18 protein-coding genes and 2 pseudogenes are annotated in these 23,011 nt (G+C 70.9%); 10 read left to right on the top strand and 10 right to left on the bottom strand.

Annotation, left to right across the window (positions count from 1 at the left end; translation table 11 throughout):
* Positions 1 to 5 precede the first annotated feature (5 nt).
* Entirely contained in the window at positions 6 to 548 is a 543-nt protein-coding gene (locus R2B38_RS38055) for a hypothetical protein (protein ID WP_318020352.1), read from the top strand.
* A gap of 64 nt (positions 549 to 612) precedes the next feature.
* On the opposite strand, the gene R2B38_RS38060 is transcribed toward R2B38_RS38055, so the two are convergent.
* Positions 613 to 1,836: a cytochrome P450 gene (locus tag R2B38_RS38060; RefSeq protein WP_318020353.1), complete on the bottom strand. Its 1,224-nt coding sequence runs from the start codon at positions 1,834 to 1,836 to the stop codon at positions 613 to 615.
* 66 nt (positions 1,837 to 1,902) lie between these two features.
* Positions 1,903 to 2,715 (bottom strand): N-formylglutamate amidohydrolase, encoded by an 813-nt coding sequence (locus tag R2B38_RS38065; protein WP_318020355.1) that lies wholly within the window; start codon positions 2,713 to 2,715, stop codon positions 1,903 to 1,905.
* 84 nt (positions 2,716 to 2,799) lie between these two features.
* On the opposite strand from R2B38_RS38065, the gene R2B38_RS38070 reads away from it, so the two are divergent.
* On the top strand, positions 2,800 to 3,141 hold the full coding sequence (locus tag R2B38_RS38070) for a DUF5713 family protein (protein ID WP_318020356.1): 342 nt from the start codon (positions 2,800 to 2,802) through the stop codon (positions 3,139 to 3,141).
* A gap of 207 nt (positions 3,142 to 3,348) precedes the next feature.
* On the opposite strand, the gene R2B38_RS38075 is transcribed toward R2B38_RS38070, so the two are convergent.
* Positions 3,349 to 5,568, bottom strand: a complete 2,220-nt coding sequence (locus R2B38_RS38075; RefSeq protein ID WP_318020357.1) for an NADP-dependent isocitrate dehydrogenase — start codon at positions 5,566 to 5,568, stop codon at positions 3,349 to 3,351.
* Positions 5,569 to 5,778: 210 nt separating this feature from the next.
* On the opposite strand from R2B38_RS38075, the gene R2B38_RS38080 reads away from it, so the two are divergent.
* On the top strand, positions 5,779 to 7,350 hold the full coding sequence (locus R2B38_RS38080) for a M1 family metallopeptidase (RefSeq protein WP_318020358.1): 1,572 nt from the start codon (positions 5,779 to 5,781) through the stop codon (positions 7,348 to 7,350).
* Between the two features lie 23 nt (positions 7,351 to 7,373).
* Here the strand turns inward: R2B38_RS38080 and R2B38_RS38085 are convergent, their stop codons facing one another.
* The 3 genes and pseudogenes from R2B38_RS38085 to R2B38_RS38095 form a co-directional block, all read right to left on the bottom strand.
* The gene (locus tag R2B38_RS38085; protein WP_318020359.1) at positions 7,374 to 8,516 is read right to left on the bottom strand and encodes a mechanosensitive ion channel family protein; all 1,143 of its coding nucleotides are present in this window, start codon (positions 8,514 to 8,516) and stop codon (positions 7,374 to 7,376) included.
* Between the two features lie 208 nt (positions 8,517 to 8,724).
* Positions 8,725 to 10,245, bottom strand: coding sequence for an amino acid permease (locus tag R2B38_RS38090; protein ID WP_318020360.1), 1,521 nt, complete (start codon positions 10,243 to 10,245; stop codon positions 8,725 to 8,727).
* Positions 10,246 to 10,279: 34 nt separating this feature from the next.
* A pseudogene (locus R2B38_RS38095) lies at positions 10,280 to 11,277 on the bottom strand (hypothetical protein).
* A gap of 264 nt (positions 11,278 to 11,541) precedes the next feature.
* On the opposite strand from R2B38_RS38095, the gene R2B38_RS38100 reads away from it, so the two are divergent.
* From R2B38_RS38100 to R2B38_RS38135, 7 genes and pseudogenes are all read left to right on the top strand, one after another.
* A complete protein-coding gene (locus tag R2B38_RS38100; RefSeq protein ID WP_318020361.1) occupies positions 11,542 to 12,981 on the top strand; it encodes an FGGY family carbohydrate kinase in 1,440 nt (479 codons plus the stop codon).
* Positions 12,978 to 14,380 (top strand): annotated as a pseudogene (locus R2B38_RS38105) (FAD-dependent oxidoreductase). Before R2B38_RS38100 ends, R2B38_RS38105 begins: the two are co-directional and overlap by 4 nt.
* Before the next feature lie 31 nt (positions 14,381 to 14,411).
* Positions 14,412 to 15,644 (top strand): NAD(P)/FAD-dependent oxidoreductase, encoded by a 1,233-nt coding sequence (locus tag R2B38_RS38115; RefSeq protein WP_318020364.1) that lies wholly within the window; start codon positions 14,412 to 14,414, stop codon positions 15,642 to 15,644.
* A 91-nt stretch (positions 15,645 to 15,735) separates the two neighbouring features.
* Positions 15,736 to 16,905, top strand: coding sequence for a low temperature requirement protein A (locus R2B38_RS38120; protein ID WP_318020365.1), 1,170 nt, complete (start codon positions 15,736 to 15,738; stop codon positions 16,903 to 16,905).
* A gap of 121 nt (positions 16,906 to 17,026) precedes the next feature.
* Positions 17,027 to 18,226 carry an MFS transporter gene (locus R2B38_RS38125; protein WP_318020366.1) on the top strand — a complete coding sequence of 400 codons (1,200 nt, stop codon included), beginning with the start codon at positions 17,027 to 17,029 and terminating at the stop codon, positions 18,224 to 18,226.
* Between the two features lie 13 nt (positions 18,227 to 18,239).
* Positions 18,240 to 18,614 carry an ester cyclase gene (locus R2B38_RS38130; RefSeq protein WP_318020367.1) on the top strand — a complete coding sequence of 125 codons (375 nt, stop codon included), beginning with the start codon at positions 18,240 to 18,242 and terminating at the stop codon, positions 18,612 to 18,614.
* A gap of 93 nt (positions 18,615 to 18,707) precedes the next feature.
* Positions 18,708 to 20,339: an FAD-binding oxidoreductase gene (locus R2B38_RS38135; protein ID WP_318020368.1), complete on the top strand. Its 1,632-nt coding sequence runs from the start codon at positions 18,708 to 18,710 to the stop codon at positions 20,337 to 20,339.
* A 125-nt stretch (positions 20,340 to 20,464) separates the two neighbouring features.
* Here R2B38_RS38135 and R2B38_RS38140 read toward each other — a convergent pair whose 3' ends face one another.
* Genes R2B38_RS38140 through R2B38_RS38155 form a run of 4 tightly spaced genes read right to left on the bottom strand, consistent with a single transcriptional unit; the run spans position 20,465 to position 23,005 of the window.
* Positions 20,465 to 21,301, bottom strand: a complete 837-nt coding sequence (locus tag R2B38_RS38140; protein ID WP_318020369.1) for an SDR family NAD(P)-dependent oxidoreductase — start codon at positions 21,299 to 21,301, stop codon at positions 20,465 to 20,467.
* A gap of 17 nt (positions 21,302 to 21,318) precedes the next feature.
* Positions 21,319 to 21,768 carry a VOC family protein gene (locus R2B38_RS38145; RefSeq protein ID WP_318020370.1) on the bottom strand — a complete coding sequence of 150 codons (450 nt, stop codon included), beginning with the start codon at positions 21,766 to 21,768 and terminating at the stop codon, positions 21,319 to 21,321.
* A gap of 5 nt (positions 21,769 to 21,773) precedes the next feature.
* A complete protein-coding gene (locus tag R2B38_RS38150) occupies positions 21,774 to 22,145 on the bottom strand; it encodes a nuclear transport factor 2 family protein (protein ID WP_019060080.1) in 372 nt (123 codons plus the stop codon).
* A 41-nt stretch (positions 22,146 to 22,186) separates the two neighbouring features.
* Positions 22,187 to 23,005 carry an ester cyclase gene (locus R2B38_RS38155; RefSeq protein ID WP_318020371.1) on the bottom strand — a complete coding sequence of 273 codons (819 nt, stop codon included), beginning with the start codon at positions 23,003 to 23,005 and terminating at the stop codon, positions 22,187 to 22,189.
* Between the last annotated feature and the right edge of the window lie 6 nt (positions 23,006 to 23,011).

A 23,011-nucleotide genomic window follows, 5' to 3' on the forward strand; every position in this document is an offset into this window, starting at 1 on the left:
ACGGCATGCACGACGACGGTCCCGACGCGTTCGGCGCCTTCGGCCAGGACCCGTTCGACGACGAGGAGTTCGCCGAGCAGGAGGGCGAACCGGACGACGGCGCCGGGGAGTTCGAGGACGGACTCCTGGAGGAGGAGCTGCGCCAGGCCGCCGCCATCCTGGACCCGGTCCCTGCCGAGCTGCGCCAATTCGCCATGGACGCCTACGCGTTGTACGACCTCGACGCCCGGCTCGCGGAGCTGACCTTCGACTCCCTGGTCGACGCGATCCCGGTCAGAGGGGTGACGGACGTGCCCCGCATGCTGACCTTCACCGCGGGTGAGCTCAGCATCGACGTGGAGGTGACGAGCGAGGGCCTGATGGGCCAGGTGATGCCACCCCAGGCGGCCGGCATCGAGGTTCTGGGCGGCCCCCAGGCCCTGCGCCCCACCACCCTCACGGCCGACGCCATGGGCCGCTTCACCGGCGACGCACCCCCGGCCGGCCCGTTCGCGCTACGGCTGCGGGCGGGCGGGGAGGTCGTCGTCACGGAGTGGCTGCGGGCCTGAACACCGGTGCGCGAGGCGGGTGTTGGAACACCTGCCTCGCGCCCGGCGATTCAGACTCGTCGGCCTACCAGGTCACCGGCAACGTCTGCGGCCCCCGGATCATCGTCTTCCGGCGCCAGACGATCTCCTCGGCGGGGACGGCGAGTTGGAGGCCCGGGAGGCGGTCCAGCAGCGTGTCGACGAGGAGTTCGGTCTGGAGGCGGGCCAGGACGGCACCGGTGCAGTAGTGCGAGCCGTTGCCGAGGGCCAGGTGCGGGTTGGGATCGCGGTCGACGTCGATGCGGTCCGGGTCCGGGAAGACGGCGGGGTCGCGGTTGGCGGCGAGGTAGGAGACGTAGACCGGATCGCCCGCGCTGATGCGCAGGCCGTGCAACTCGACGTCCTCCAGGGCGATCCGGGCCAGGCCGACCGAGGAGCGGTGCGGGATGTAGCGCAGGAGCTCGTCCAACGCGGCGCCCCTGCACTCCGGTTGACCGCGCAGCCGCTCCAGCAGCTCGGGCCGGGTGAGCATCAGGTACAGCATCTGCCCGCAGTTGTGGGTGACCGCCTCCCCGCCGATCTGCAGCGGGCCCGCCACACCGGACGCCTCCTCCTCGCTGATCTCACCCCGGGCCACGGCGCCGCCGAGCAGCGAGTACACATCGGTGCCGTCGCTCTCGGCGCGGGCGCGGATCGTGTCCGTGATCCACGCGTACATGCCCTGCTTGGCGCGGTCGGCGGCCTCGGCGCCGCCGGACGTGGAGATGATCTGCCGGGTCCAGGCGTGCACCTGCTCCCGGTCAGCGTCGGGCACGCCCATGACCTCGCTGACGACGGCGATCGGGAACGGTTCGAGGACCCGCTCGATCAGATCGGCGGGCGGCCCGTCGGCCACGACCCGGTCGACCAGCGCGTCGAGCAGTGACTGCGCGCGGGGCCGCAGCCGCTTCATCGCCCCGACCGTGAACGCGCCCGCGATCGCCTTGCGCAGCCGGTTGTGGTCGGGCTGGTCGGCGAAGGCGAGGGAGCCCGGGCGGGGCTTGAAGTGCGGGGCCATGCGCGTCACTTGGCGTGTGGTGACCTCCGCGCGGCCGAACCGCGGATCGTTGGTGATCATCTTCACGTCGTCGTAGCGGGTGGCCAGCCACGCCCAGCCCTCGCCGTGCGGCAGCCGGATCCGGGTCAGCGGGCCCTCGCGCATCAGCTCCGCGAGGACCGGGTCGAACTCCGTCCCGGTCAGGTCGAGCGGGGGCCAGTCCCGGACGGGGGGCGGGGCCTGGCCGGTCAGCGTGGTGGTCTCCTCGGTCATGCTGTCCACCCTCGTACGCCCCCGCCCGCCTGTCCTGCGGGAGTGCTCCAGCCGGAGGGCAGGGCGCTACTCGGACACGGCGTCCATGAGCGTCGCCAGTGCGGAGGCGAGCCGGGCGACTCCGGGGCCGTCAGCCGCACCGCCGGGCTCCGTCATGTACGTGTCCCTGCGGATCTCCACCATCAGGGCGCCGACCGCCGGTTCCTTGCCGTAGAACTCCAGCGGCACGTACGTACCGATGAACGGGCTGTCGAGCCCGATCTCCCCGCACTCAGCGAATGCCTCGCGGGCCGCCGACAGCAGCGCGGGCGGGGTGTGGAGGGTGTCGGTGCCCAGGCAGACAGGAGGCCGGGGGCCGGTGCCGTGGAGTTCGTAGGGGAGCGGGGCGGTGGGGTAGGAGTGCAGGTCGATGACGACGGCCCGGCCCGTGGCGGCGAGGCGGTCGGCGACGGCCTCCGTCATCGCGCGGGCGTACGGCCGGAAGTAGCGGGCGATCAGCGGCTCGGGGTCGTGGTCGGCGGGCCGTAGGTCGGCGTGGTGGGTGGTGCGGGTGTAGACCGCGCCCATGCCGACGGCGAGCATCTCCTCGCGCTCGTCCGGGAAGCGCTCCGGATCGACGACCAGGCGCGAGAGCCGGTTCACGAACCGCCAGGGGGCGACCGCACACGCGCGTGCCGCCTCGGCGGCGATCCGCGCGGTGTGGCTGTCGGTGATGTGGTCGAGTTCGCGTTCCAGCGCCGGGTCGTCCAGCAGGATGTCCGCGCGGACGTCGGCCGGTATCTCCCGTGCGGAGTGCGGCACATGGAGGATCACGGGGGATTCGGCGGCGCCGGGCAGCAGCGCGAAGGCCGGCTCGGAGGGCGGCGCGGAGGGGGACACGGGCGGCTCCCGGGGGCGTTGTCAGTGGCGTGGTGCAGGATCAAGGTATCCGCAGCGACGATCACGGACCGGGGGAGCACCACCATGCCCGTCAGCAACGAGCAGATCACCGAGCACGCCTTCCTGCGCGCGCTGTACCGGGACGCGTACTACCCCGACCACGTCGTCGACCTCGGCAAGGCCATCCTCCTGCGCCTGTGCGAGCGCATCGAGACCGAGCAGCCCGCGGACCTGGCCGCGCTGTACGCCCTCACCGAGGTCGCCACCGAGGAGTTCAACGCCCTGCAGGACGACTTCGAGGCCGCCGACAGCGAGATCGAGACGGTGGCGCGTGAGGAGATAGCGGGGGACTTCTGGTTCGTGGCGAAGGCGTACGGCTTCGCGGACGCGGACGTGGAGGAGCTGATCGGTGTTCGGGACTGGTGAGGGGTGTGGGTGGTGATGGGTGCTGCCCGGGGGTCGGTGAGTGCGGCGGGTCGTGGTCCTGGCCGGGACGGGCGGCCGGCGGAGCACTTGGGCGCCCGCTCCGCGGGACACCGCTGCCCCGGCCCAAGAACCCGGCCGGGACACCGCTGCCCCGGCCCAAGAACCCGGCCGGGGCAGCGGTCGACAAGAGCCCTCGGGCTCGCCGCGTCAGCTCAGGGAAGCCAGCGCCTCGTTCCACGTCGTCGACGGGCGCATGACCTTCGCGGCCTTGGCCGGGTCGGGCTGGTAGTAGCCGCCGATGTCGGCCGGGCTGCCCTGCACCGCGCCGAGCTCTTCGACGATCTTCTCCTGGGCGCCCGCGAGGGTCTCGGCGAGCGACGCGAACGCCTTCGCGAGGTCCGCGTCGTCGGTCTGCGCGGCCAGCTCCTGGGCCCAGTACAGGGACAGGAAGAAGTGGCTGCCGCGGTTGTCGATGCCGCCGACGCGACGGGTCGGGGACTTGTCCTCGTTGAGGAAGGTCGCCGTCGCGCGGTCGAGGGTGTCGGCAAGGACCTTCGCGCGGGCGTTGCCGGTGAACGTCGCGTACTGCTCCAGGGAGGGGACCAGCGCGAAGAACTCACCGAGCGAGTCCCAGCGCAGGTAGTTCTCCTTGACGAGCTGCTGGACGTGCTTCGGCGCGGAACCGCCGGCGCCCGTCTCGAAGAGGCCGCCGCCCGCCATCAGCGGGACGACCGACAGCATCTTGGCGCTGGTGCCCAGCTCCAGGATGGGGAAGAGGTCGGTCAGGTAGTCGCGCAGCACGTTGCCGGTGACCGAGATGGTGTCCTCGCCGCGGCGGATGCGCTCCACCGACAGCTGGGTCGCCTCGACCGGCGCGAGGATCCGGATGTCCAGGCCCTCGGTGTCGTGCTCCGGCAGGTACGCGTTGACCTTGGCGATGAGCTGCGCGTCGTGCGCGCGGGTCTCGTCCAGCCAGAACACCGCCGGGCTGCCGGTGGCGCGGGCGCGCGTGACGGCCAGCTTCACCCAGTCCTTGATCGGGGCGTCCTTGGTCTGGCAGGCGCGGAAGATGTCACCCTTGGCGACCGACTGCTCCAGGACGACGTTGCCGGCCTGGTCGACGAGGCGGACCGTACCGGCTGCCGGGACCTCGAAGGTCTTGTCGTGCGAGCCGTACTCCTCGGCCTTCTGCGCCATGAGGCCGACGTTCGGCACCGAGCCCATGGTCGAGGGGTCGTAGGCGCCGTGGGCACGGCAGTCGTCGAGGACGGCCTGGTAGACGCCGGAGTAGGAGGAGTCCGGGAGCACCGCGAGGGTGTCCGCCTCCGCGCCGTCCGGGCCCCACATGTGGCCGGAGGTGCGGATCATGGCCGGCATCGAGGCGTCGACGATGACGTCGGACGGCACGTGCAGGTTGGTGATGCCCTTGTCGGAGTCGACCATCGCGAGCGCGGGGCCCTCGGCGATCTCCGCGTCGAAGGAGGCCTTGATCGCGTCGCCCTCGGGCAGCGCGGCCAGGCCCTTGAGGATGCCGCCGAGACCGTCGTTCGGGGAGAGACCGGCCGCGGCGAGCGTGGCGCCGTACTGCTCGAAGGTCTTCGGGAAGAAGGCGCGGACCACGTGCCCGAAGATGATCGGGTCGGAGACCTTCATCATCGTGGCCTTGAGGTGCACGGAGAACAGGATGTCCTCGGCCTTGGCACGGGCGATCTGCGCGGTGAGGAACTCGCGCAGCTCGGCGACGTGCAGCACGGAGGCGTCGACGACCTCGTCCTTGAGGACGGGTACGGACTCGCGCAGCACGGTGGTGGTGCCGTCCGCAGCGACCAGCTCGATCCTCAGCGCGCCGGCCTCGGCGATCGTCACGGACTTCTCGGTGGAGCGGAAGTCGTTCTCGCCCATGGTGGCGACATTGGTCTTCGAGTCCGCCGACCAGGCGCCCATGCGGTGCGGGTGGGTCTTGGCGTAGTTCTTGACCGAGGCGGGGGCGCGCCGGTCGGAGTTGCCCTCGCGCAGGACCGGGTTGACCGCGGAGCCCTTGATCTTGTCGTAACGGGACTGGACGTCCCGCTCCTCGTCGGTCTTCGGGTCGTCCGGGTAGTTCGGCAGCGCATATCCCTGCTCCTGCAGCTCGGCCACGGCGGCCTTGAGCTGCGGGATGGACGCCGAGATGTTCGGCAGCTTGATGATGTTGGCCTCGGGCGTCTTCGCCAGTTCGCCCAGCTCGTGCAGGGCGTCCGGGATCCGCTGGTCCTCGGTGAGGTACTCCGGGAACACGGCGATGATGCGCCCCGCCAGCGAGATGTCCCGCGTGGTCACGGCGACACCCGCCTGCGAGGCGTACGCCTGGACCACCGGCAGGAAGGAATACGTCGCCAGGGCCGGGGCCTCGTCAGTGTGCGTATAGATGATGGTCGAGTCAGTCACCGGTGCTCCGCTCCACGTCTGCAACATTGCTCGACATCAAGATATCTCCTCATCCGGTCCCACTCGACAGCGGTCCGTCCGCACCGCGCGAGGACCCGCGCCTCCAGCGAGGGCAACCGACCGACCGGTTCGGTAGTCAGTACGGGGTGGATCGCCTTTACTGACCGACGGCCGGAGCTGACCACCCGGCCGCACGAGCGAAAGCGGATCATGAGATATCGCAGCAGAGTGACGGCCCCGGTGGCCGCCCTGATCGGTACGGCCACGGCACTGACCGCGGGTTCCCCGGCCTTCGCGGCCGGACGGGGGAACGGCGACGGGACAACCGGACGGGGGCACGGCACCGAGGGCGCCGAGACCCTCGACGACCCGGTGTACCCCACCCTCGGCAACGACGGCTACCGCGTCCTGTCCTACGACCTCGACCTCGCCTACGACCCGACGACCAAGCTCGTCGACGGCACGGCCACGATCGAACTCCGCACGACCGAAGCCCTGACCCGGTTCTCCCTCGACGCCCGCGGCCTCGACATCGGCACGGTCCGCGTCCAGGGCCGCAGGGCCGACTTCGAGCAGGCCGACGAGAAACTGCGGATCACGCCCGCCAGGACGCTCCCGGAGAGGGCAAGGGTCACCGTGTGCGTGGAGTACTCCGTCGACCCGGGCCGCGCCGCCGCGCCCACCGGCGGCTGGGTCATCACCCCCGACGGGTTCGCGGTGTGCGGACAGCCGAACCTGGCGCACACCGTCTTCCCCTGCAACGACCACCCCAGCGACAAGGCCGACTTCACGTTCCGGATCACCGTCCCGGACGGGCTGCGCGGGGTGGCGAACGGTCAACTGGTGTGCGCCGAGCGGCTGGACGGCGACCGGACCGCGTTCAGCTACCGCTCGCGCTCGCCGATGGCGACCGAGCTGGTCCAGATCACCGTCGGCGACTACGTGATCAAGGAGCGGCAGGGCCCGCACGGGCTGCGGCTGCGGGACGTCGTGCCGACCGCGCGCGCCGCCGCCCTGGAACCGGCGCTCGCGCTGACCCCCGGCCTCGTCGACTGGCTCGAACAGCGCCTGGGGGCCTACCCGTTCGAGACGTACGGACTGCTGCCCTGCAACTCGGACGCCCCGAACGCCTTTGATTTCACGGGACTTGAGACCCAGACCCTCACCCTGTACAAGCCGAACTTCCTGCTCCAGGCGGAGAGCAAGATCGGTTCGCACATGATGCACGAGCTGGTCCACTCCTGGTTCGGCAACAGCGTCAGCCCCGCCACTTGGGCCGACCTCTGGCTGAACGAGGGCCACGCCGACTTCTACGGACTCCTCTACCGCTACGAGCGCGGCTGGCCCGACTCCCTCGGCCTGACCACGATGGAAGCCCGCATGAAGGACACCTACGCGCGCGGCGACCAGTGGCGCCACGACTCGGGCCCGGTCGCCGCCCCGAACGCGGTCAACCTCTTCGACGACCAGCGCTACCTGGGCGGCGTCCTGGTCCTGTACGCCCTGCGGGAGTTCATCGGCGAGGACACCTTCCACGCCGTCGAGCGCGCCTTCCTCGCCCGGTACCGCGACTCCTCGGCGACGACCGAGGACTACATCGCCGTCGCCTCGAAGGTCGCCCGCCAGGACCTGTCCGGCTTCCTGCGGGACTGGCTGTACGGTACGGCGACGCCGCGCATGCCCGGTCATCCGGACTGGACGGTGACGCCGGTGAACCCGTCCCTCACCGTCCCGCACAGCCGGACCGGCGGGCACTACCGCGACAACTCGGCGACGCTCTGAGGGAGTTGACCGGTCAGGTCAGGTCAGTCGAGCCGGGTGGAGGGGACTTCGCCCGGCTCGTTCTCCGGGACGCGCTGCTGCGGTATGGCGACCGCTCCTTGCGGGATCGCCTCCTGCGGGACCGACCCCTGAGGGACCTCACCCTGTTGGAGCGCCACCGTGCGCGTGGGCGCCGGAATCCGGATGCCCTCCTGCTGGTACCGCTTGTGCAGGCGCTTGATGAACTCGTGCTTGATGCGGAACTGGTCGCTGAACTCCCCGACACCCAGGATCACCGTGAAGCCGATCCGGGAGTCGCCGAACGTGTGGAAGCGGATGGCCGGTTCGTGTTCGGGGAGCGCGCCGGTGATGCCGGTCATGACCTCGGCGATGACCTCCATGGTCACCTCCTCGACATGCTCCAGGTCGCTGTCGTAGCCGACGCCCACCTGGACCAGGATCGTCAACTCCTGCTCGGGACGCATGAAGTTGGTCATGTTCGTCTTGGCGAGCTGGCCGTTCGGTATCACGACGAGGTTGTTGGAGAGCGCCCGTACCGTCGTCTGGCGCCAGTTGATGTCCTCGACGTAGCCCTCCTCGCCGCTGCTCAGCTTGATGTAGTCGCCGGGCTGCACGGTCTTCGAGGCGAGGATGTGGATGCCCGCGAACAGGTTGGCGAGGGTGTCCTGAAGAGCCAGCGCCACGGCGAGACCGCCGACGCCCAGGGCGGTCAGCATGGGCGCTATCGAGATGCCCAGCGTCTGGAGCATTACCAGGAAGCCGATGGCCAGCACCAGTATCCGGGTGATGTTGACGAAGATCGTGGCCGAACCGGCCACCCCGGAGCGGGAGTTGGTGACCGCCCGGACCAGTCCCGCTATCACCCGGGCCGCCGACACCGTCACGGCCAGGATGATCAGCACCTGAAGGGTCTGGTTGACCTGGTGCTGGACCGTGTGCGTCAGCGGCAGCACCGCCCCGGCGACCGCCGCGCTGCCGATGACCGCCGACCACGGCAGGACGCTGCGCAGCGCGTCGACCATCACGTCGTCGCCGCTCCAGCGGGTGCGGTCGGCGTGCTTGCCGAGCCAGCGCAGCAGTATCCGCAGCAGGAACGCCGCCAACAGGCCCGAGGCCAGCGCTATTCCGGCGAGCATGAAGTCGTCCAGGGTGGGCGTGCGGTTCACCGGTCACCTCCGGGGAGAGAAACGGCGGCGAAGGGCGCCGCCGACGGCCGGATGTGAAGAGTCGTCACGTTGTCCACCTGCTCGATATCGCGGGCATTGCCGAACTGCCGTCGCGCCGGCCGGAACGGTTCTCCGACCGGCGCGACCGCTCATCCTGCCGTATCCGGACGGGGAGTTCGTACCCCGTCCGGGGCTGTGAGCACGGCTTTCAGACGATTCCCTCGGCGAGCTCGGCCTGGTCGCGGTCGGAACCGTAGGCCGCCGTGGTCGGGGTGCCGTAGGAACGGCGGGCGACGTACCACCACACACTGGCCAGGATCAGGACGACGGCGAGGGCGATGGACGCGTAGTTCATCGAGTCGACCGTCACCGGCGAGGACTGCGGCAGGCAGAACAGCACGGTGACGCACGCCACCCAGATCACCGCGACCCAGCCGACCGGCTTGCTCCAGCGGCCCAGGCTCCACGGGCCCGGCTGAAAACGGTCCCCCGCGCGCAGGCGCAGGAACACGGGGATGGCGTACGCGGGGGTGATGCCGATGACGTTGATCGCGGTGACCGCGCCGTACGCCGTCGTCGAGTACAGGGACGGCAGCGCGAGCACTCCGGCGGCCACCACCGCCAGCCATACGGCGGCCACCGGGGTCTGTGTGCGGCTGCTGACCTTGCGCCACAGCGCCGAGCCGGGGAGCGCCTTGTCCCGGCTGAACGCGAAGACCATGCGGCTGGCAGCGGCGACCTCGGCGTTGCCGCAGAACAGCTGCGCCACGATCACCACGAGGAGCAGGGCGCTCGCGCCGTCCGTGCCCAGGCCGTCGAGGAGGATCTGCGCGGGCGGTACCCCGGTGCCGCTGTTCCGCGTGCCCGCGTAGTCCTGGATCGCGAAGGTGAGGCCCGCGAGCAGGGCGAAACCCGCTATCCACGAGACCCAGATGGAGCGGACGATGCCGCGTGCCGCCGACACCGACGCGTTCGACGTCTCCTCGGACAGGTGCGCCGAGGCGTCGTAGCCGGAGAAGGTGTACTGAGCGAGGAGGAGGCCAATCGCCGCCACGTACACGGGGTTTGACCAGCCGGTGTCGTTGACGAACTTCGTGAACACGAAGGACGCCGACCGGTGGTGGTCCGGGACGATCGCCAGCGCGCCGACGATGACCGCGACTCCCGCCAGGTGCCACCAGACGCTGATCGAGTTGAGGACGCTGACCAGCCGGACGCCGAACAGGTTGAGTAACGCGTGCAGCAGCAGGATGCCGAGGAAGATCAGCATGGTCTTTCCGGGCGTCGGCTCGAAGCCCCACCGGATGCTGGCGAATGCGCCGGTGAACAGGGCCGCGCCGTAGTCGATCCCGGCGATCGCACCCAGCAGACCGAGCAGATTCAGCCAGCCCGTGTACCAGCCCCAGCGGCGGCCGCCGAGCCGGTCGGCCATGTAGTACAGGGCGCCCGAGGTCGGATACGCGCTGGTGACCTCGGCCAGCGCGAGGCCCACGCAGAGCACGAACAGGCCTACGCCCGCCCAGCCCCACAGCATCACGGCGGGGCCGCCCGCGCCCATGCCGAAGCCGTACAGGGTCATGCAGCCGGACAGGATCGAGATCACCGAGAAGCTGATCGCGAAGTTGCCGAAACCGCCCATACGGCGGGCGAGCACCGGCCGGTAGCCGAGTTCGCGCAGGCGCTGTTCCTCGTCGTGCTGCGGATCGCCTGCGGAATTGAGGGTCGACATGACGGAACCTCCGGGGATAGGGGGTGCGGGGGTCTCAGGGGCGCCCACCGGGATCGCGGGCGGCCCGGCAGCGGGCGCGGGCCTGCACGAACACCTCCGCCGCCTGCGCCGGATCGCCCGGCCGAGGGGTGCGGTAGGCCCACGGCACGGCGGTGTAGTACGGGCCCAGCGCGTCGAACACCCGGGCCGCGTCCGGGAATTGGAGCGCGCCCCACAGCGCGTGGGCGAGATGGTTCAGGTCCAGCAGCGAGCGCTCGGCCATGTGCGTGTGTTCGAACCAGAGGTGCAGGGCCCGGCGCGCCTCGCGGCCGGCGTCCTCCGCCACCCAGTGCAGATCGAGCGCGGCGTCCTGCCCGCCGCCGCGCCGGTACCGCTCGACCCGCACATACAGCGGCAGGACGTGCAGCGCGGAACCCCGCGGCGCCGACTCCGCCGCCCAGTGCGCGTAGCCGACCGCCTCCGTCGGCCGCCCGAGGACGCCCGCGCGTACAGGAACTGCAGCATCCGGTGGTACGCCTCGCGGTTGAACGGGTCACGCCGGTCGGCCTCGGCCAGCAGCCCCCACGGGCCCGTCGGCAGCATCGGCTCCGGCGGCTCGGCCCGGTGCTCGTCCCAGCGCTGGTCCCGGTCGATCTGCGCGAGCGCCAGCAGACACACCCACGGCACCGGGTCGTGGGGCGCGACCCGGGAGGCGCTCTCGCTCGCGTCCCAGGCCTCGACCCACAGTTCGTGCGTACGACGGTGCTTCTCGCGGTGCGCCCGCAGCGCGCGCTCCACCGCGACCCGGGCCCGCATCACCGCGGCCGGGACACTGTCCGGCTCCTCCGCGAGCCAGGCCCGCACCACGTCGGTACCGGCCGCCGCTGCCGCGAGGACCTGGGTGCGCTGCGTCCACTGCCACCACTGGGTGGTACCGGCGAGCAGACCGCGCATCGCCATCCAGCGCCCGGTCCGCAGATCCTGCAGCGCCGCGCGCAGGGCCGTGTCGTGGCCGGCGGGATCGTAGGCGGGGCGTGCTCCGTCTCTCGCCATCAGCCGTCCGCCGCAAGGCGGTTGACAGGCATGACGGCAAAGTGGAGTAACAACAGCCCTCCTGCGGGCGGCGGTCGAGGAGATCACGTCGGTCCGCGGTCACTATAGAGGCGCGCGTTCCGCATCACCGGAGGTTTCCCGATCGTCCCCAACTCGGCAGATATATCTGCGAGTTGAGCGTGAGCTGAGCGATGATCAGAAACCCTTGACGCGCGGTGCGGAGCGGCGGCAGTCTGTCGCGGAGTGATCTACGGGAGGGGTGGTATGACGGGTCCGGTACTCGCCGTCGACCAGGGAACATCCGGCACGAAGGCCCTGGTGATCTGTCCCGAACGCGGCGTGATCGGCACCGGGTTCGTCTCGGTGGGGACCCGCCGACTGCCGGGCGGCCTGGTCGAGGCCGACCCCGAGGAGTTGTACGACTCGGTCATCGTCGCCGGGCGCCGGGCGCTCGCCGAGGCCGACGAACCCGTGACGGCACTGGGCCTCGCCAACCAGGGCGAGACCGTCCTCGCCTGGGACCCCGACACCGGAATGCCGCTCACCGACGCGCTCGTCTGGCAGGACCGGCGGGCGGAGAGCGTCTGCGCCGAACTCGCCGCGCACGCCGACGAGTTGCGCCAGCTGACCGGCCTCCCCCTCGACCCGTACTTCGCCGCGCCCAAGATGGCCTGGATCCGCCGCCAGCTCACCCGTGACGGGATGGTCACCACCAGCGACTCCTGGCTCGTCCACCGCCTCACCGGCACCCACGTCACCGACGCGGCGACCGCGGGCCGCACCCAGCTCCTCGACCTCGACAGGGCCGCCTGGTCACCCCGCGCCCTCGACCTCTACGGCCTGTCCGGAGAACGGCTCCCGGGTGTCGTCGACTGCGCCGAACTCATCGGTACGACAACGGCGTTCGGCGCGGAGATCCCGCTCACCGGTCTCGTCGTGGACCAGCAGGCGGCCCTCCTTGCCCAGCGCGTCACCGCACCCGGCGGCGCCAAGTGCACCTACGGCACAGGGGCGTTCCTCCTCGCGCACACCGGCGACACACCCCGGCGCGGCGACTCGGGCCTGGTGAGCTGCGTGGCGTGGCGGCTCGGCGGGCGGACCAGTTACTGCCTCGACGGTCAGGTCTACACGGCCGCGTCAGCCGTACGGTGGCTCGCCGACCTCGGCGTCATCAGCGGCGCCGCCGACCTGGACCGGGTGGGCGGCGCGGTACCCGACAGCGGGGGCGTCACCTTCGTACCGGCCCTCGCCGGCCTGGCCGCCCCCTGGTGGCGCGGCGACGTGCGCGGCTCCCTCAGCGGTCTCGGCCTCGACACCACCTCCGGACACCTGGTCCGCGCCCTGTGCGAGGGCCTCGCCGCCCAGGTCGTCGAACTCGCCGAGGCCGCCGCGACCGACCTCGGCACACCCCTGGACGTCCTGCGTGTGGACGGCGGCCTGACCCGCTCGGCGCTGCTCATGCAGACGCAGGCCGATCTCCTCCAACGCCCCGTCGAGGTATCGGCGCTGCCCGACGCGACCGCCCTCGGCGTGGGCGCACTGGCCCAAATCGGCGCGGAGCCGGGGCTGTCGCTCGCCGACGCCCTGCCCGACTGGAAACCCGCCGCCGTCTACGAACCGCGCATCACCCCCGACCACGCGGCCGAACGCCTCGCCGCCTTCCGCACCGAAGTGACGGCACTGCTCGACCGGACCCCTGCATGACGGTCACGGCCAACGGGCCGCTGCCGCCGGGGAGTTACGACGTGGCGGTGGTCGGCGCGGGAGTCGTCGGCTGCGCCATCGCCCGCGAACTCGCCCGCCGGCCGCGCCTGCGCGTGGCCCTCGTCGAGGCCCAGGACGACGTGGGCCAGGGCACCTCGAAGGCGAACACCGCGATCCTGCACACCGGTTTCGACGCGGTACCGGGCTCCCTCGAAGCACGGCTCGTCCGCGAGGGGGCACGCCAACTCGCCGCGTACGCCGCCGAGTCGGGCATCGCCGTCGAACCGGTGGGCGCCCTGCTCGTGGCCTGGGACGAGGAACAGCTCGCCGCGCTACCGCACTTGGCGGAGAAAGCCGTACGGAATGAATACGGCGACACCCGCCTGATCGACCCTCCCGAACTCTACGAACGCGAACCACACCTCGGCCCGGGCGCGCTCGGCGCCCTGCACGTGCCCGGCGAGAGCATCGTCTGCCCGTGGACGACGACACTGGCCTACGCGACCCAGGCGGTCCGGCACGGGGTGGACCTGCACCTCAACTCACCGGTGAGGGAGATCAGTTGGGGCGAGGGTGCGCATGTTCTCACCACCCCCCGAGGAACCCTCCGCGCCCGCTGGCTCGTCAACGCGGCCGGACTGCACGCCGACACCCTGGACCGTCACCTCGGCCACCACGACTTCACGGTCACCCCGCGCCGGGGCCAACTGATCGTCTTCGACAAGCTCGCCCGCGACCTGCTCCACCACATCCTCCTGCCCGTCCCCACGGCACTCGGCAAGGGCGTCCTCGTCACCCCGACCGTCTACGGCAACCTCCTCCTCGGCCCCACCGCCGAGGACCTGGACGACAAGGGGCGACCGGCTCCACGGCCGAAGGACTCGCCCTGCTGCGGGAGAAGGGCGCACGGATCCTCCCCGCGCTGCTCGATGAGGAGGTCACCGCCGTCTACGCCGGTCTGCGCGCGGCCACCGAACAGGACGACTACCGCATCACCGCCCACCCCGAGCAGGCGTACATCACGGTCGGCGGCATCCGTTCCACCGGCCTGACGGCGTCCATGGCCATCGCCGCGCACGTGACCGCGCTGCTGGCCGACACGGGCCTGGACCTCGGCCCGATGCGGGATCTTGGACCGGTCCACATGCCCAACCTCGGCGACGCACACCCGCGCCCCCACCAGAGCGCTCAACTCGTCGCCGCGGACCCGGAGTACGGCACCCTCGTCTGCCACTGCGAGCGCGTCTCACGCGGCGAGATCCGGGACGCGCTCGCGAGTACGGTGCCGCCGCGCAACCTGGACGGACTGCGTCGGCGTACCCGGGTGCGGGCGGGGCGTTGCCAAGGGTTCTACTGCGGGGCCGCTGTACGGGAGTTGTTCGAAGGGGCTGAGGCATGATCCGCGCGACGCCGCCCGAAGGGGCCCGGCCATGACCCGCCCGGAACGCGAAGTGGACGTCCTGGTGGTCGGCGCCGGACCCGCGGGACTCGCCGCCGCCGCGCGCCTCGCCGTCGCCGGAGTCGCCCGCGTCGAAGTCCTGGACCGGGAGCAGCAGGCCGGGGGAGTGCCCCGGCACTGCCACCACGGCGGCTTCGGCACCTGGACGCGCCCGCTCACCGGGCCCGCGTACGCCCGCTTGATCCTGGGCGCCGCCGTGCGTGCCGGAGCCGTCGTCCGCACCGGGGTCACGGCCCTCGACTGGGCGGGGCCGCTGTCCCTGAACACCGTTGGCCCGCAAGGGCCGGAGACCATCCGCGCGGCAGCCGTCGTCCTCGCCACCGGTGCCCGCGAACGGCCGCGCGCGGCCCGGCTGGTGCCGGGGACCCGCCCCAACGGGGTGTACACCACAGGGGAGTTGCAGCAGGCGGTGCATGTGTACGGGCAGCGGATCGGTACCCGGGCCGTCATCGTCGGTGCCGAGGACGTGTCCTACTCCGCCGCCGACACCGCCCGCGCCGCCGGAGCCCAGGTCGTCGCCATGGTCACCGAGTTGGACCGTTCCCAGGCGACCATCGCCCGCACCCACAACGCCCGCCTCCGCCACCGCATCCCCCTCCTCACCGACACCACGGTCACCGAACTCCTCGGCCACGGGCGGCTGTCCGGCGTCCGCGTCCGGCACCGGGACGGTCGTACGGCTCAACTCGCCTGCGACACCGTCGTGTTCACCGGTGACTTCGTGCCCGACCATGAGCTGGCCCGGCGGGGGCGTCTGCACCTGGACCCCGGCGGCCGGGGCCCCGCTGTCGACGGGGGCCTGCGCACCTCCCGGCCCGGTGTGTTCGCCGCCGGGAGCCTCCTGCACCCCGTCGAGGACGCGGCCACCGCCACCCGCGAGGGGGTACGGGTCGCCGCCGCCGTTCTGGAGAGCCTCGCCGGTGCCGAACGGCCCTGCACCGCCGTGCCGTTGCTCGTCGAGCCGCCTCTGCGCTGGATCGCCCCGAACCGTATCGCCCCGGGTGACGGGCATCCGTATGTCCTGCGCACCTCGGCCCTGTTGAAGCGGCCGGTGCTGCAAGTCGTCCAGGACGGGCGGGTGTTGCATCGGGAGCGGCAGCGGACGGCCGTACCGAATCGCACGCTGACCCTGGCGTCGGGGTGGACGCGGCTCGTCGACGTGAACGGCGGGCCGGTGCGGGTGGTGGTGCTCGGCGGGCGCTGAAGTTCGGACAGCCGGGCGGTCAACTTGCCGCAATGGGTGTCCACTTCGCGCATTCCGTGTTCGCCGCTCCCTCCCGTGTCCCGATACGACGATGACCGACGCAACCGCGACAACGACCGTCCCGGCCGTTCAGGTGCGTGACCGGGCCACCTGGGCGGAGCTCTTCTTCGATCTGGTCCTCGCGTTCGGCGTGGGCCAGGTCGCGCACCTGCTCGCCGGGCACGCCACCTGGCCCGTGCTGGGACAGTGTCTGCTCGTGCTCGTCCCGCTGTGGTGGGCCTGGGTGGACGTCGTCATGGCGATGAACGCCGTGCACGAGACCAGTCTCCAGCGGGTGTTCCTGATGCTGACCGCACTCGCCGTCTACGGCATGGCGGTTGCCGCGCCGCAGGCCCTGAACAACCGGGAACAGGCCCTGCTGTACGCGGGCAGCTACCTCGCCCTCCGCCTGCTCATCGGCGAGGCCATCCGCAGGGAGTGCGCGCTCTACACCATCCACCCCTACCGGGCCGGACTCGCCTTCGCCCTGGTGTTGTTCGGCGCCGCCACCCTCCCCGCCCCCTGGCGCGAGGTGTGCTGGGCGGTCGCCGTGGTCGCCGAGCTGGCGGCGCCCGTCCTGCTCAGCGGCCATCTGCGGCGGCTGGCCTTCGGGGTCAACCATCTCCCGGAAAGGTTCGGCCTGTTCATCATCATCGCGCTCGGCGAGAACATCTTCTCCGTGGGCGCCGGAGTCGCCAAGGGACCTCTCGACCCGGTCAGTCTGACCGCGCTCGTCCTCGCCTTCCTCATCGGGTGCGCCCTGTGGTGGCTCTACTTCCACCTCGTCGCCTCGGCCGTCGCCCACGCCCTGCGCACCCACCCCACCCCCGCGATCGTCGTACGGGACGTCCTCAGCTACGGCCATCTCGTCCTGGTCGCCGGGCTGTTGCTGGTCTCCGTCGGCGCCGTACGGACCGTGCACGACCCGCTGCGCGTCCCGCACTCCGGTGCCGCCGGACTGCTGCCCGTCGGCGCCGCCCTGATCCTGCTCACGTTCTGTTACACGCGCCGCCGGATGTTCGGCGCCGCGTCCGCCACCCGTTTCTACTGCGGCCTCGTGCTGCTGGCCGCCGCCGCTGTGGCACCGCTGGTACCGGCCCTCGCTGTGCTGGCCCTCACCGCTGCGCTGCTCCTGCTGGTCAACGCCGTGGAGCACTGGCTGATCAGCTCCGGCCGGAGCGTGCCGCTGGTGCTGCGCGCACGCGCTTTCGGCACGACCTGACGTAGTGCGGGGACGGACCTCGGGCAGTGCCGGGGTCCTCCTCGCGACGCGCGCGGGGGCAATTGGACCGCTCCTACGGTCACCGTATGCACCTTTCCCGTTCGGAAGAGGAGGTGGCGTGATGCCGTCCCGCACCAACGCCTTACCGGCCTTGCTGTCACTCTCACTGGGCTACTTCAGCCTGGGGACGATCTCTTTGGCGGTCGTCGGCCTGAACGGTCCGATCGGGGACGATCTGCATGTCGAACCCGCCTCGGTGGGCATACTCGTCACCGTCTTCGCGCTCACCTTCGCGGTCTTCGCGCCCTCGGCCCCCATCCTGCTGCGCCGCTGGAACCGCAAGCGCGTCCTCCTCGTCGGCATCGGGCTGCTCACCGTGGGCGCCGCGCTCGGAGCCGTGGCGCCCAACTACGGCTTCCTGACGGCCACTCGGGTCCTCGCGGCGATGGGCGCCGCCGTCTTCGGACCCGGCGCCTCGGCGGCCGGTGCGCTCATCGTCCCCGCGGAGCGCCGGCAGCGGGCCCTCGCCACCGTCTTCGGCGGGATGACTGCGGCAGCCGTACTCGGTGTGCCGCTGGCCTCGTTCCTCGGCGGCAGCCTCGGCTGGCGTCCGGCGCTGCTCGGTGTGGCCGTACTCTCCGCGGTCGCCTTCGTGACGGTGTTCGTGTTCGTCCCCGAGATCCCGGCCGGCGAACCGCCCACCGTGCAGGCCTACCGGGGCGCGCTGCACACCCCCGCCACCGTGGCCACGGTCTCGACGACCCTGCTGTTCATGGCCGCCCAGTTCACCGTCTACGGCATCGCGGGCGCCTATCTGAAGGACCGCTTCGACGCGTCGTCCGGACTGATCTCGGTGACCCTGCTGGCCTTCGGCGTGATCGGCGTCGCGGGCAACGCGTCCGCCCCGCGGATCGCCGAACGGCTGGGCGGCGAACGGACGGTGGGCCTCGCCGTCATCGGACTCGCCCTGGGATTCGCCCTGTTGCTGGTCGCCCCGCACTCCACCGCCGGGCTCGTGTTCTTCGCGTTCTGGGCCTTCTTCAGCCAGCTCTACCAGGCCCCGCAGCAGGCCCGGCTGGTCGAACTGGTGCCGCTGCAACCGGGGTTGATCCTCGCTCTGAACGCCGCCGCGCTCTACCTCGGAATGAGCCTCGGCAGCTTCATCGGCAGCTCCCTGCTGCCGGGTGTGGGTGCGGGCCCGATCCCGGCGGCGGCCCTGGGTGTCCTCGTCCTCGCCGCGCTGGCCCATCTGCTGTCCGTCCGGCAGGCGTCGGCGGCCAAGGTCGCCGAGCAGTCCGCCACACCTGTACACATCAGTTAGCCAAGGAGAACTCATGAGCAGCCACCAGGTGCACTTCGTGCGCGACTACCTGGAGACCGTCTGGAACCAGGGGCAGACCGACCTGGCCGACAAGTACCTGGCCGCGGACCTCATCCAGCACAACCCGAACCTGCCCGACGGCCGGGGGCCGCTGGTGGAGTTCATCGAGGGCTTCCGCAAGCAGCTCCCCGAGGCACGGTTCGAGATCAAGCGCGCGGCGGGCTCCGGAGACCTGGTCTTCGTGCACACCCACTTCCGTGCCACCTCGTCGGACCGGGGCTCGGCCGTCGTGGAGATCTTCCGGCTCGAGAACGACCTGATCGCCGAGCACTGGGACGTCCGCGACGAGATCCCGGAGACCACGGTCAGCGGACACGACGTCGTCTGACCCCCTTCAACTCCTGCCGCCCAGAAGGCTCTTGGCCTCCTGGGCGGCAGTTTTTTCACGAGACGACCTCTTCACGAGACACAGGAGACAGCAGTGACACGACAGCCACCACCCGACCGGCGCCCGTCCGCCGGCCTCACCAGGCGCGGACTCCTCGGCACCGCGACAGCCGTAGGCATCGGCGCGACCGTCGCCCCCGGCCGCGCCTTCGCCGCCGACGCCACGGCCACGGACACCACCACCCCCGCCGTCACCGTCGGCGCCTCGGACGCCCGCTATCTCGACCTCACCTCCCGCGGCTACAACGCGAGATTCGTCGCCGCCCCCGACTCGATACGCCTCGTCCACACCACCGCGCAGGTGGTGTCCGTCGTCCAGGAGGCGGTCGACGCGGGCAAACGCATCGGCGTACGCGGCGGCGGGCACTGCCTCGACTCACTCGTCGACGACCCGGACGTACGGATACTCGTCGACATGTCGGAGATGGACGCGGTCCGCCACGACCCCGCCCGCCGCGCCTTCCTGGTGGAGGGCGGCGCGACTCTCGGCCACGTCTACCGCACCCTGTACCTGGAGTGGGGCGTGTCCCTGCCCGGCGGGACCTGCCCGACCGTGGGCGTCGGCGGCCATGTCACCGGCGGTGGCTACGGCGCGATGTGCCGCCAGTACGGCGCCGTCGTCGACCACCTCTACGCCGTCGAGGTCGTCGTGGTCGACGCCTCCGGCACCGCCCGTGCCGTCGTCGCCACCCGCGAGGCCGACGACCCGCACCGCGACCTGTGGTGGGCCCACACGGGCGGCGGCGGAGGCACCTTCGGCATCGTCACCCGCTACTGGTTCCGCGCCCCCGGCGCCACCGGCACCGACCCCTCAACTCTCCTGCCCAGACCGCCCAAGACCCTGCTGAAGTCGACGGTCGCCATCAAGTGGACCGACCTCACGGAGGCGGCCTTCACCGCGCTGATCGCGAACCACGGCGCCTGGCACGCCCGCAACAGCGTCGCTGGCTCCTCCTACGACAGCCTCCACAGCGTCCTCATCCTTTACAACCGGATCCAGGGCAGCCTCGTCCTCAACACCCAGATAGACGGCACCCGTTCGGATGCCTCGGCCCTCCTCGACGCCTACGTGGCCGCGGTCACTGGCGGTATCGGAGTCCCGTACACCGACGCCCGCTCCTCCTGGCCCTGGCTGAAGACCACCCTCAAGGACCCTTACGACACGGGTCTTTACAACCGCACGAAGTCCAAGGGCGCCTATCTGCGCCAGGGTTGGTCCGCCGCCCAGGCGAAGACGCTCTACGGCTACCTCTCCGACGCCGCCTACGACGGGCACGCCGGCATCCTGCTCTACTCCTACGGCGGCAAGGTCAACACCGTGGCGTCCACGGCGACCGCGCTGGCCCAGCGGGACTCGGTCCTCAAGGCCAACTTCACTACGTACTGGCCCGATCCGACGCAGGACGACCGGCACGTCGCCTGGATGCGCGCCCTGTACCGCGACCTGTACGCGGACACCGGAGGCGTACCGGTGCCGAACGACACCAACGACGGCTCGTACATCAACTACCCCGACACCGACCTCACCGACCCGGCCTGGAACACCTCCGGCGTGCCCTGGCAGACCCTGTACTTCAAGGGAAACCTCGCCAAGTTGCGCCAGGTGAAGGCCACTTGGGACCCGGGCAACGTGTTCCACCACAAGCTGTCCGTCACCGTGAGCTAGCACCCGCACGCATCGAAGCATCCGTACACCACGAAGCCCCCGCCTCGCGTGCACGAGGCGGGGGCTCGGTGGTGCGGTCGGCCGCTCGGCCCAAGAAGGCTGCTCAGCCGCTCAGGTCCGTTGCTTCAGCCGCTCAGGTCGGCCGGGAAGCTCACCCCGGTCAGCGACTCGCTCAGCGCGCGCAGCCGGGCCCGGTCGCGCTCGTCGTAGGCCTGGGCGCCCGCGCGGGAGCGCTGGGTGCGGTTGAAGTAGGCGCCCGTGACGTCGTCGAGGGACGGGTCGGTGATCATGCGCAGGGTGCTGCGCACGCCCTCCTCGACCGTGGACTGCGGGGTGAACAGGTTCACCACCATCTTCGTCGGCATGTACGACGCCGGGTGCAGGGCGTTGGCCGTCACCCCGGTGCCGCGCAGCCGCTCGGCCAGGTCGAAGGTCAGGCTGATCTGGGCGAGCTTGGCCTGGCAGTAGGCCTGCACCCCGTCCCAGTTCCGCTCCAGCATCACGTCACGGAAGTTGATCGGCGCCTGGCCCGCGGAACTGACGTTGACGATGCGGGCCGGGGCCGAGCGCACCAGCAGCGGCGCGAGCCGGCAGCTGAGCATGTAGGCCGCCAAGTAGTCGACCTGGAAGGTGAGTTCCAGGCCGTCCTGGCTCTCCTGGCGGGCCAGCTCGACCCCGATGCCGGCGTTGTTCACCAGCGCGTCGAGCCGGTCGTGGGTGGAGAGGACGCGGTCGGCGAGCTTGCGGATGTCCTCCAGCGAGGAGAAGTCGGCCAGCTCGTAGCTGAGCCTGTCGTTGCCGGTGGACGCGCGCAGTTCGGCCAGCAGATCCTGGCCCTTGGCCGCGTTGCGGCCGTGCAGGATCAACGACGCCCCCTGCGCGGCGAGTTCACGGGCCAGCTCACGGCCCATGCCGTCGGTGGCGCCGGTGAGGAGGATGGTCTGGTCGGGGACGGGCCTCATGGTGGGGAACTCTCCTGTCAGGCGTACGTGGCCAGTTCGTCGGTGGACTGATCGGTGTATCCCTGGCTGACCTCCAGCACGATGCCGTCCGGGTCGGACACCCACACCGTCTTCCAGCCGGGGATGAACGCGTCGAAGGTCAACGGGCCGAGCAGCGGCTGCAGTTCGCCCCCGGCGGCGGCGAGGAACGCGTCCACGTCGTCGACCTGGAACGCGAGATGGCGCGCCGTGCCGGGGTTTTCCGGGCCGTCCTTCGCCGTGGTGAACAGGGCGTCCGCGTCGGTCGCGAACAGCTCCAGATAGACGGGGCCGTTGCGCAGGAACACCACGCGGACCCCGTCGGCCTCCACCACCCGGGCCCGGGCGAACCCGAAGTGCCGGGTGTAGAAGTCCTCCGTGGCCTTCTGGTCACGGCAGTTGAGGCCGACGTGCGACCAGCGCAGGCCGGCCTGGGCAGCGGTCGTCATCGCCGTCACGTCCCGGTGACCGCGGCGAACGGCACGCTGTCGTGGAAGTTCGCGAAGTAGGTGATGAGGCCGCCGGTGACGCGGAAGTAGTTGCACACCTTGGCCTCGACGGTGATGCCGTCATGGGTGCGGCCGGTGATGTCGGAGACCACCGCGGCCTGCTCGCCGTCCACGACCACGTGCCGGGGGACGTTGGCGAAGGAGGCGTACATCTCCGGGAAGCCCTTCATCATCTCCCGGAGCGTTTCGCGGCCCTCGACATGTCCGGCCAGCTGCTCGTCCATGGTCTGGTCGGCCGCGAACAGGTCGCACCAGGCGTCCCACTCGCCGGAGTTGGCCAGCCGGTAGTACGTGTCGACCACTTCTCGGGTGTCCATGCGCCCGTCCTTTCTGTGGCTGTTGCGGGGTACGGGATCGATCAGGGGAGCGGGACGCCGACCTGGCGCATCAGGCCCGCGGTGTCGGCCTGCACCCAGCGCTCGACGACCTTGCCGTCCTCCAGGCGGTAGACCTCCAGGCTGGTCCAGGAGACCTCCTTGCCGGTCGGCTCCTGGCCGAAGAACGGTGCGATGTGCTTGCCGTGGAAGGTGATGTGCATGATCACCTTGTCGGGGGCGGCCGGGTACAGCGCGTCGAGGCCCACGCGGAAGTCGAGCCCGTCGTACGCGCCCTGGATGATGCCCTTCAGCTCCTCCAGGCTCTCGCAGCTCCACGCCGGGTTGTTGTCGTGGAACGTCGGCCCGAACAGGTCGTCGAGGTCGTCCAGGCGGCGCTGGTTGACGGCGTCGCTGACCTGCTGGACGACGGCCAGGTTCAGGGCGTCCGAGGAGATCTGCTCGCGCAGGCCGAGCATGTCGTCCTGTGCCCAGCGCTCCACGAACAGGCCGTTCTCAACCCGCCAGATCTCGGTGGTGGACCACTCCACCTTGCGGCCCGTGGCCGGGAAGCCGAGCAGCGGCGCGAGATGCGTCCCGGTCAGCTTGACCCGGGTCAGCACGCGGTCCTCACCGAGTGCCGACAGCTCGTCCAACTCGCCCTTGAGATCGAGGGAGTTGTACGCCCCGCGCAGCGCCTCCAGGTAGGAGTCGATGCCGGTGATGTCGAATCCGGGGTGGTGGTCGGTGAAGCCGGCGGCGATGACCCGGGGGATCTCCGCCAGGTCGCCGGAGTTGAACGCGTCGAGGAAGCGCCGGTACAGCGCCAGGTTCTCCTGCTGGGTCTGGTCGAGGTCGGACATGCTGCA

It is taken from the genome of Streptomyces sp. N50, assembly GCF_033335955.1.
GTDB lineage: Bacteria > Actinomycetota > Actinomycetes > Streptomycetales > Streptomycetaceae > Streptomyces.

Excerpts from the sequence above, each read along its gene's own strand:
- R2B38_RS38100 (WP_318020361.1), top strand. The coding sequence starts at position 11,542 with ATGACGGGTCCGGTACTCGCCGTCGACCAGGGAACATCCGGCACGAAG.
- R2B38_RS38120 (WP_318020365.1), top strand. The coding sequence starts at position 15,736 with ATGACCGACGCAACCGCGACAACGACCGTCCCGGCCGTTCAGGTGCGT.
- R2B38_RS38090 (WP_318020360.1), bottom strand. The coding sequence starts at position 10,245 with ATGTCGACCCTCAATTCCGCAGGCGATCCGCAGCACGACGAGGAACAG.
- R2B38_RS38150 (WP_019060080.1), bottom strand. The coding sequence starts at position 22,145 with ATGGACACCCGAGAAGTGGTCGACACGTACTACCGGCTGGCCAACTCC.
- R2B38_RS38080 (WP_318020358.1), top strand. The coding sequence starts at position 5,779 with ATGAGATATCGCAGCAGAGTGACGGCCCCGGTGGCCGCCCTGATCGGT.
- R2B38_RS38130 (WP_318020367.1), top strand. The coding sequence starts at position 18,240 with ATGAGCAGCCACCAGGTGCACTTCGTGCGCGACTACCTGGAGACCGTC.
- R2B38_RS38060 (WP_318020353.1), bottom strand. The coding sequence starts at position 1,836 with ATGACCGAGGAGACCACCACGCTGACCGGCCAGGCCCCGCCCCCCGTC.
- R2B38_RS38125 (WP_318020366.1), top strand. The coding sequence starts at position 17,027 with ATGCCGTCCCGCACCAACGCCTTACCGGCCTTGCTGTCACTCTCACTG.
- R2B38_RS38115 (WP_318020364.1), top strand. The coding sequence starts at position 14,412 with ATGACCCGCCCGGAACGCGAAGTGGACGTCCTGGTGGTCGGCGCCGGA.
- R2B38_RS38155 (WP_318020371.1), bottom strand. The coding sequence starts at position 23,005 with ATGTCCGACCTCGACCAGACCCAGCAGGAGAACCTGGCGCTGTACCGG.
- R2B38_RS38055 (WP_318020352.1), top strand. The coding sequence starts at position 6 with ATGCACGACGACGGTCCCGACGCGTTCGGCGCCTTCGGCCAGGACCCG.
- R2B38_RS38145 (WP_318020370.1), bottom strand. The coding sequence starts at position 21,768 with ATGACGACCGCTGCCCAGGCCGGCCTGCGCTGGTCGCACGTCGGCCTC.
- R2B38_RS38070 (WP_318020356.1), top strand. The coding sequence starts at position 2,800 with ATGCCCGTCAGCAACGAGCAGATCACCGAGCACGCCTTCCTGCGCGCG.
- R2B38_RS38140 (WP_318020369.1), bottom strand. The coding sequence starts at position 21,301 with ATGAGGCCCGTCCCCGACCAGACCATCCTCCTCACCGGCGCCACCGAC.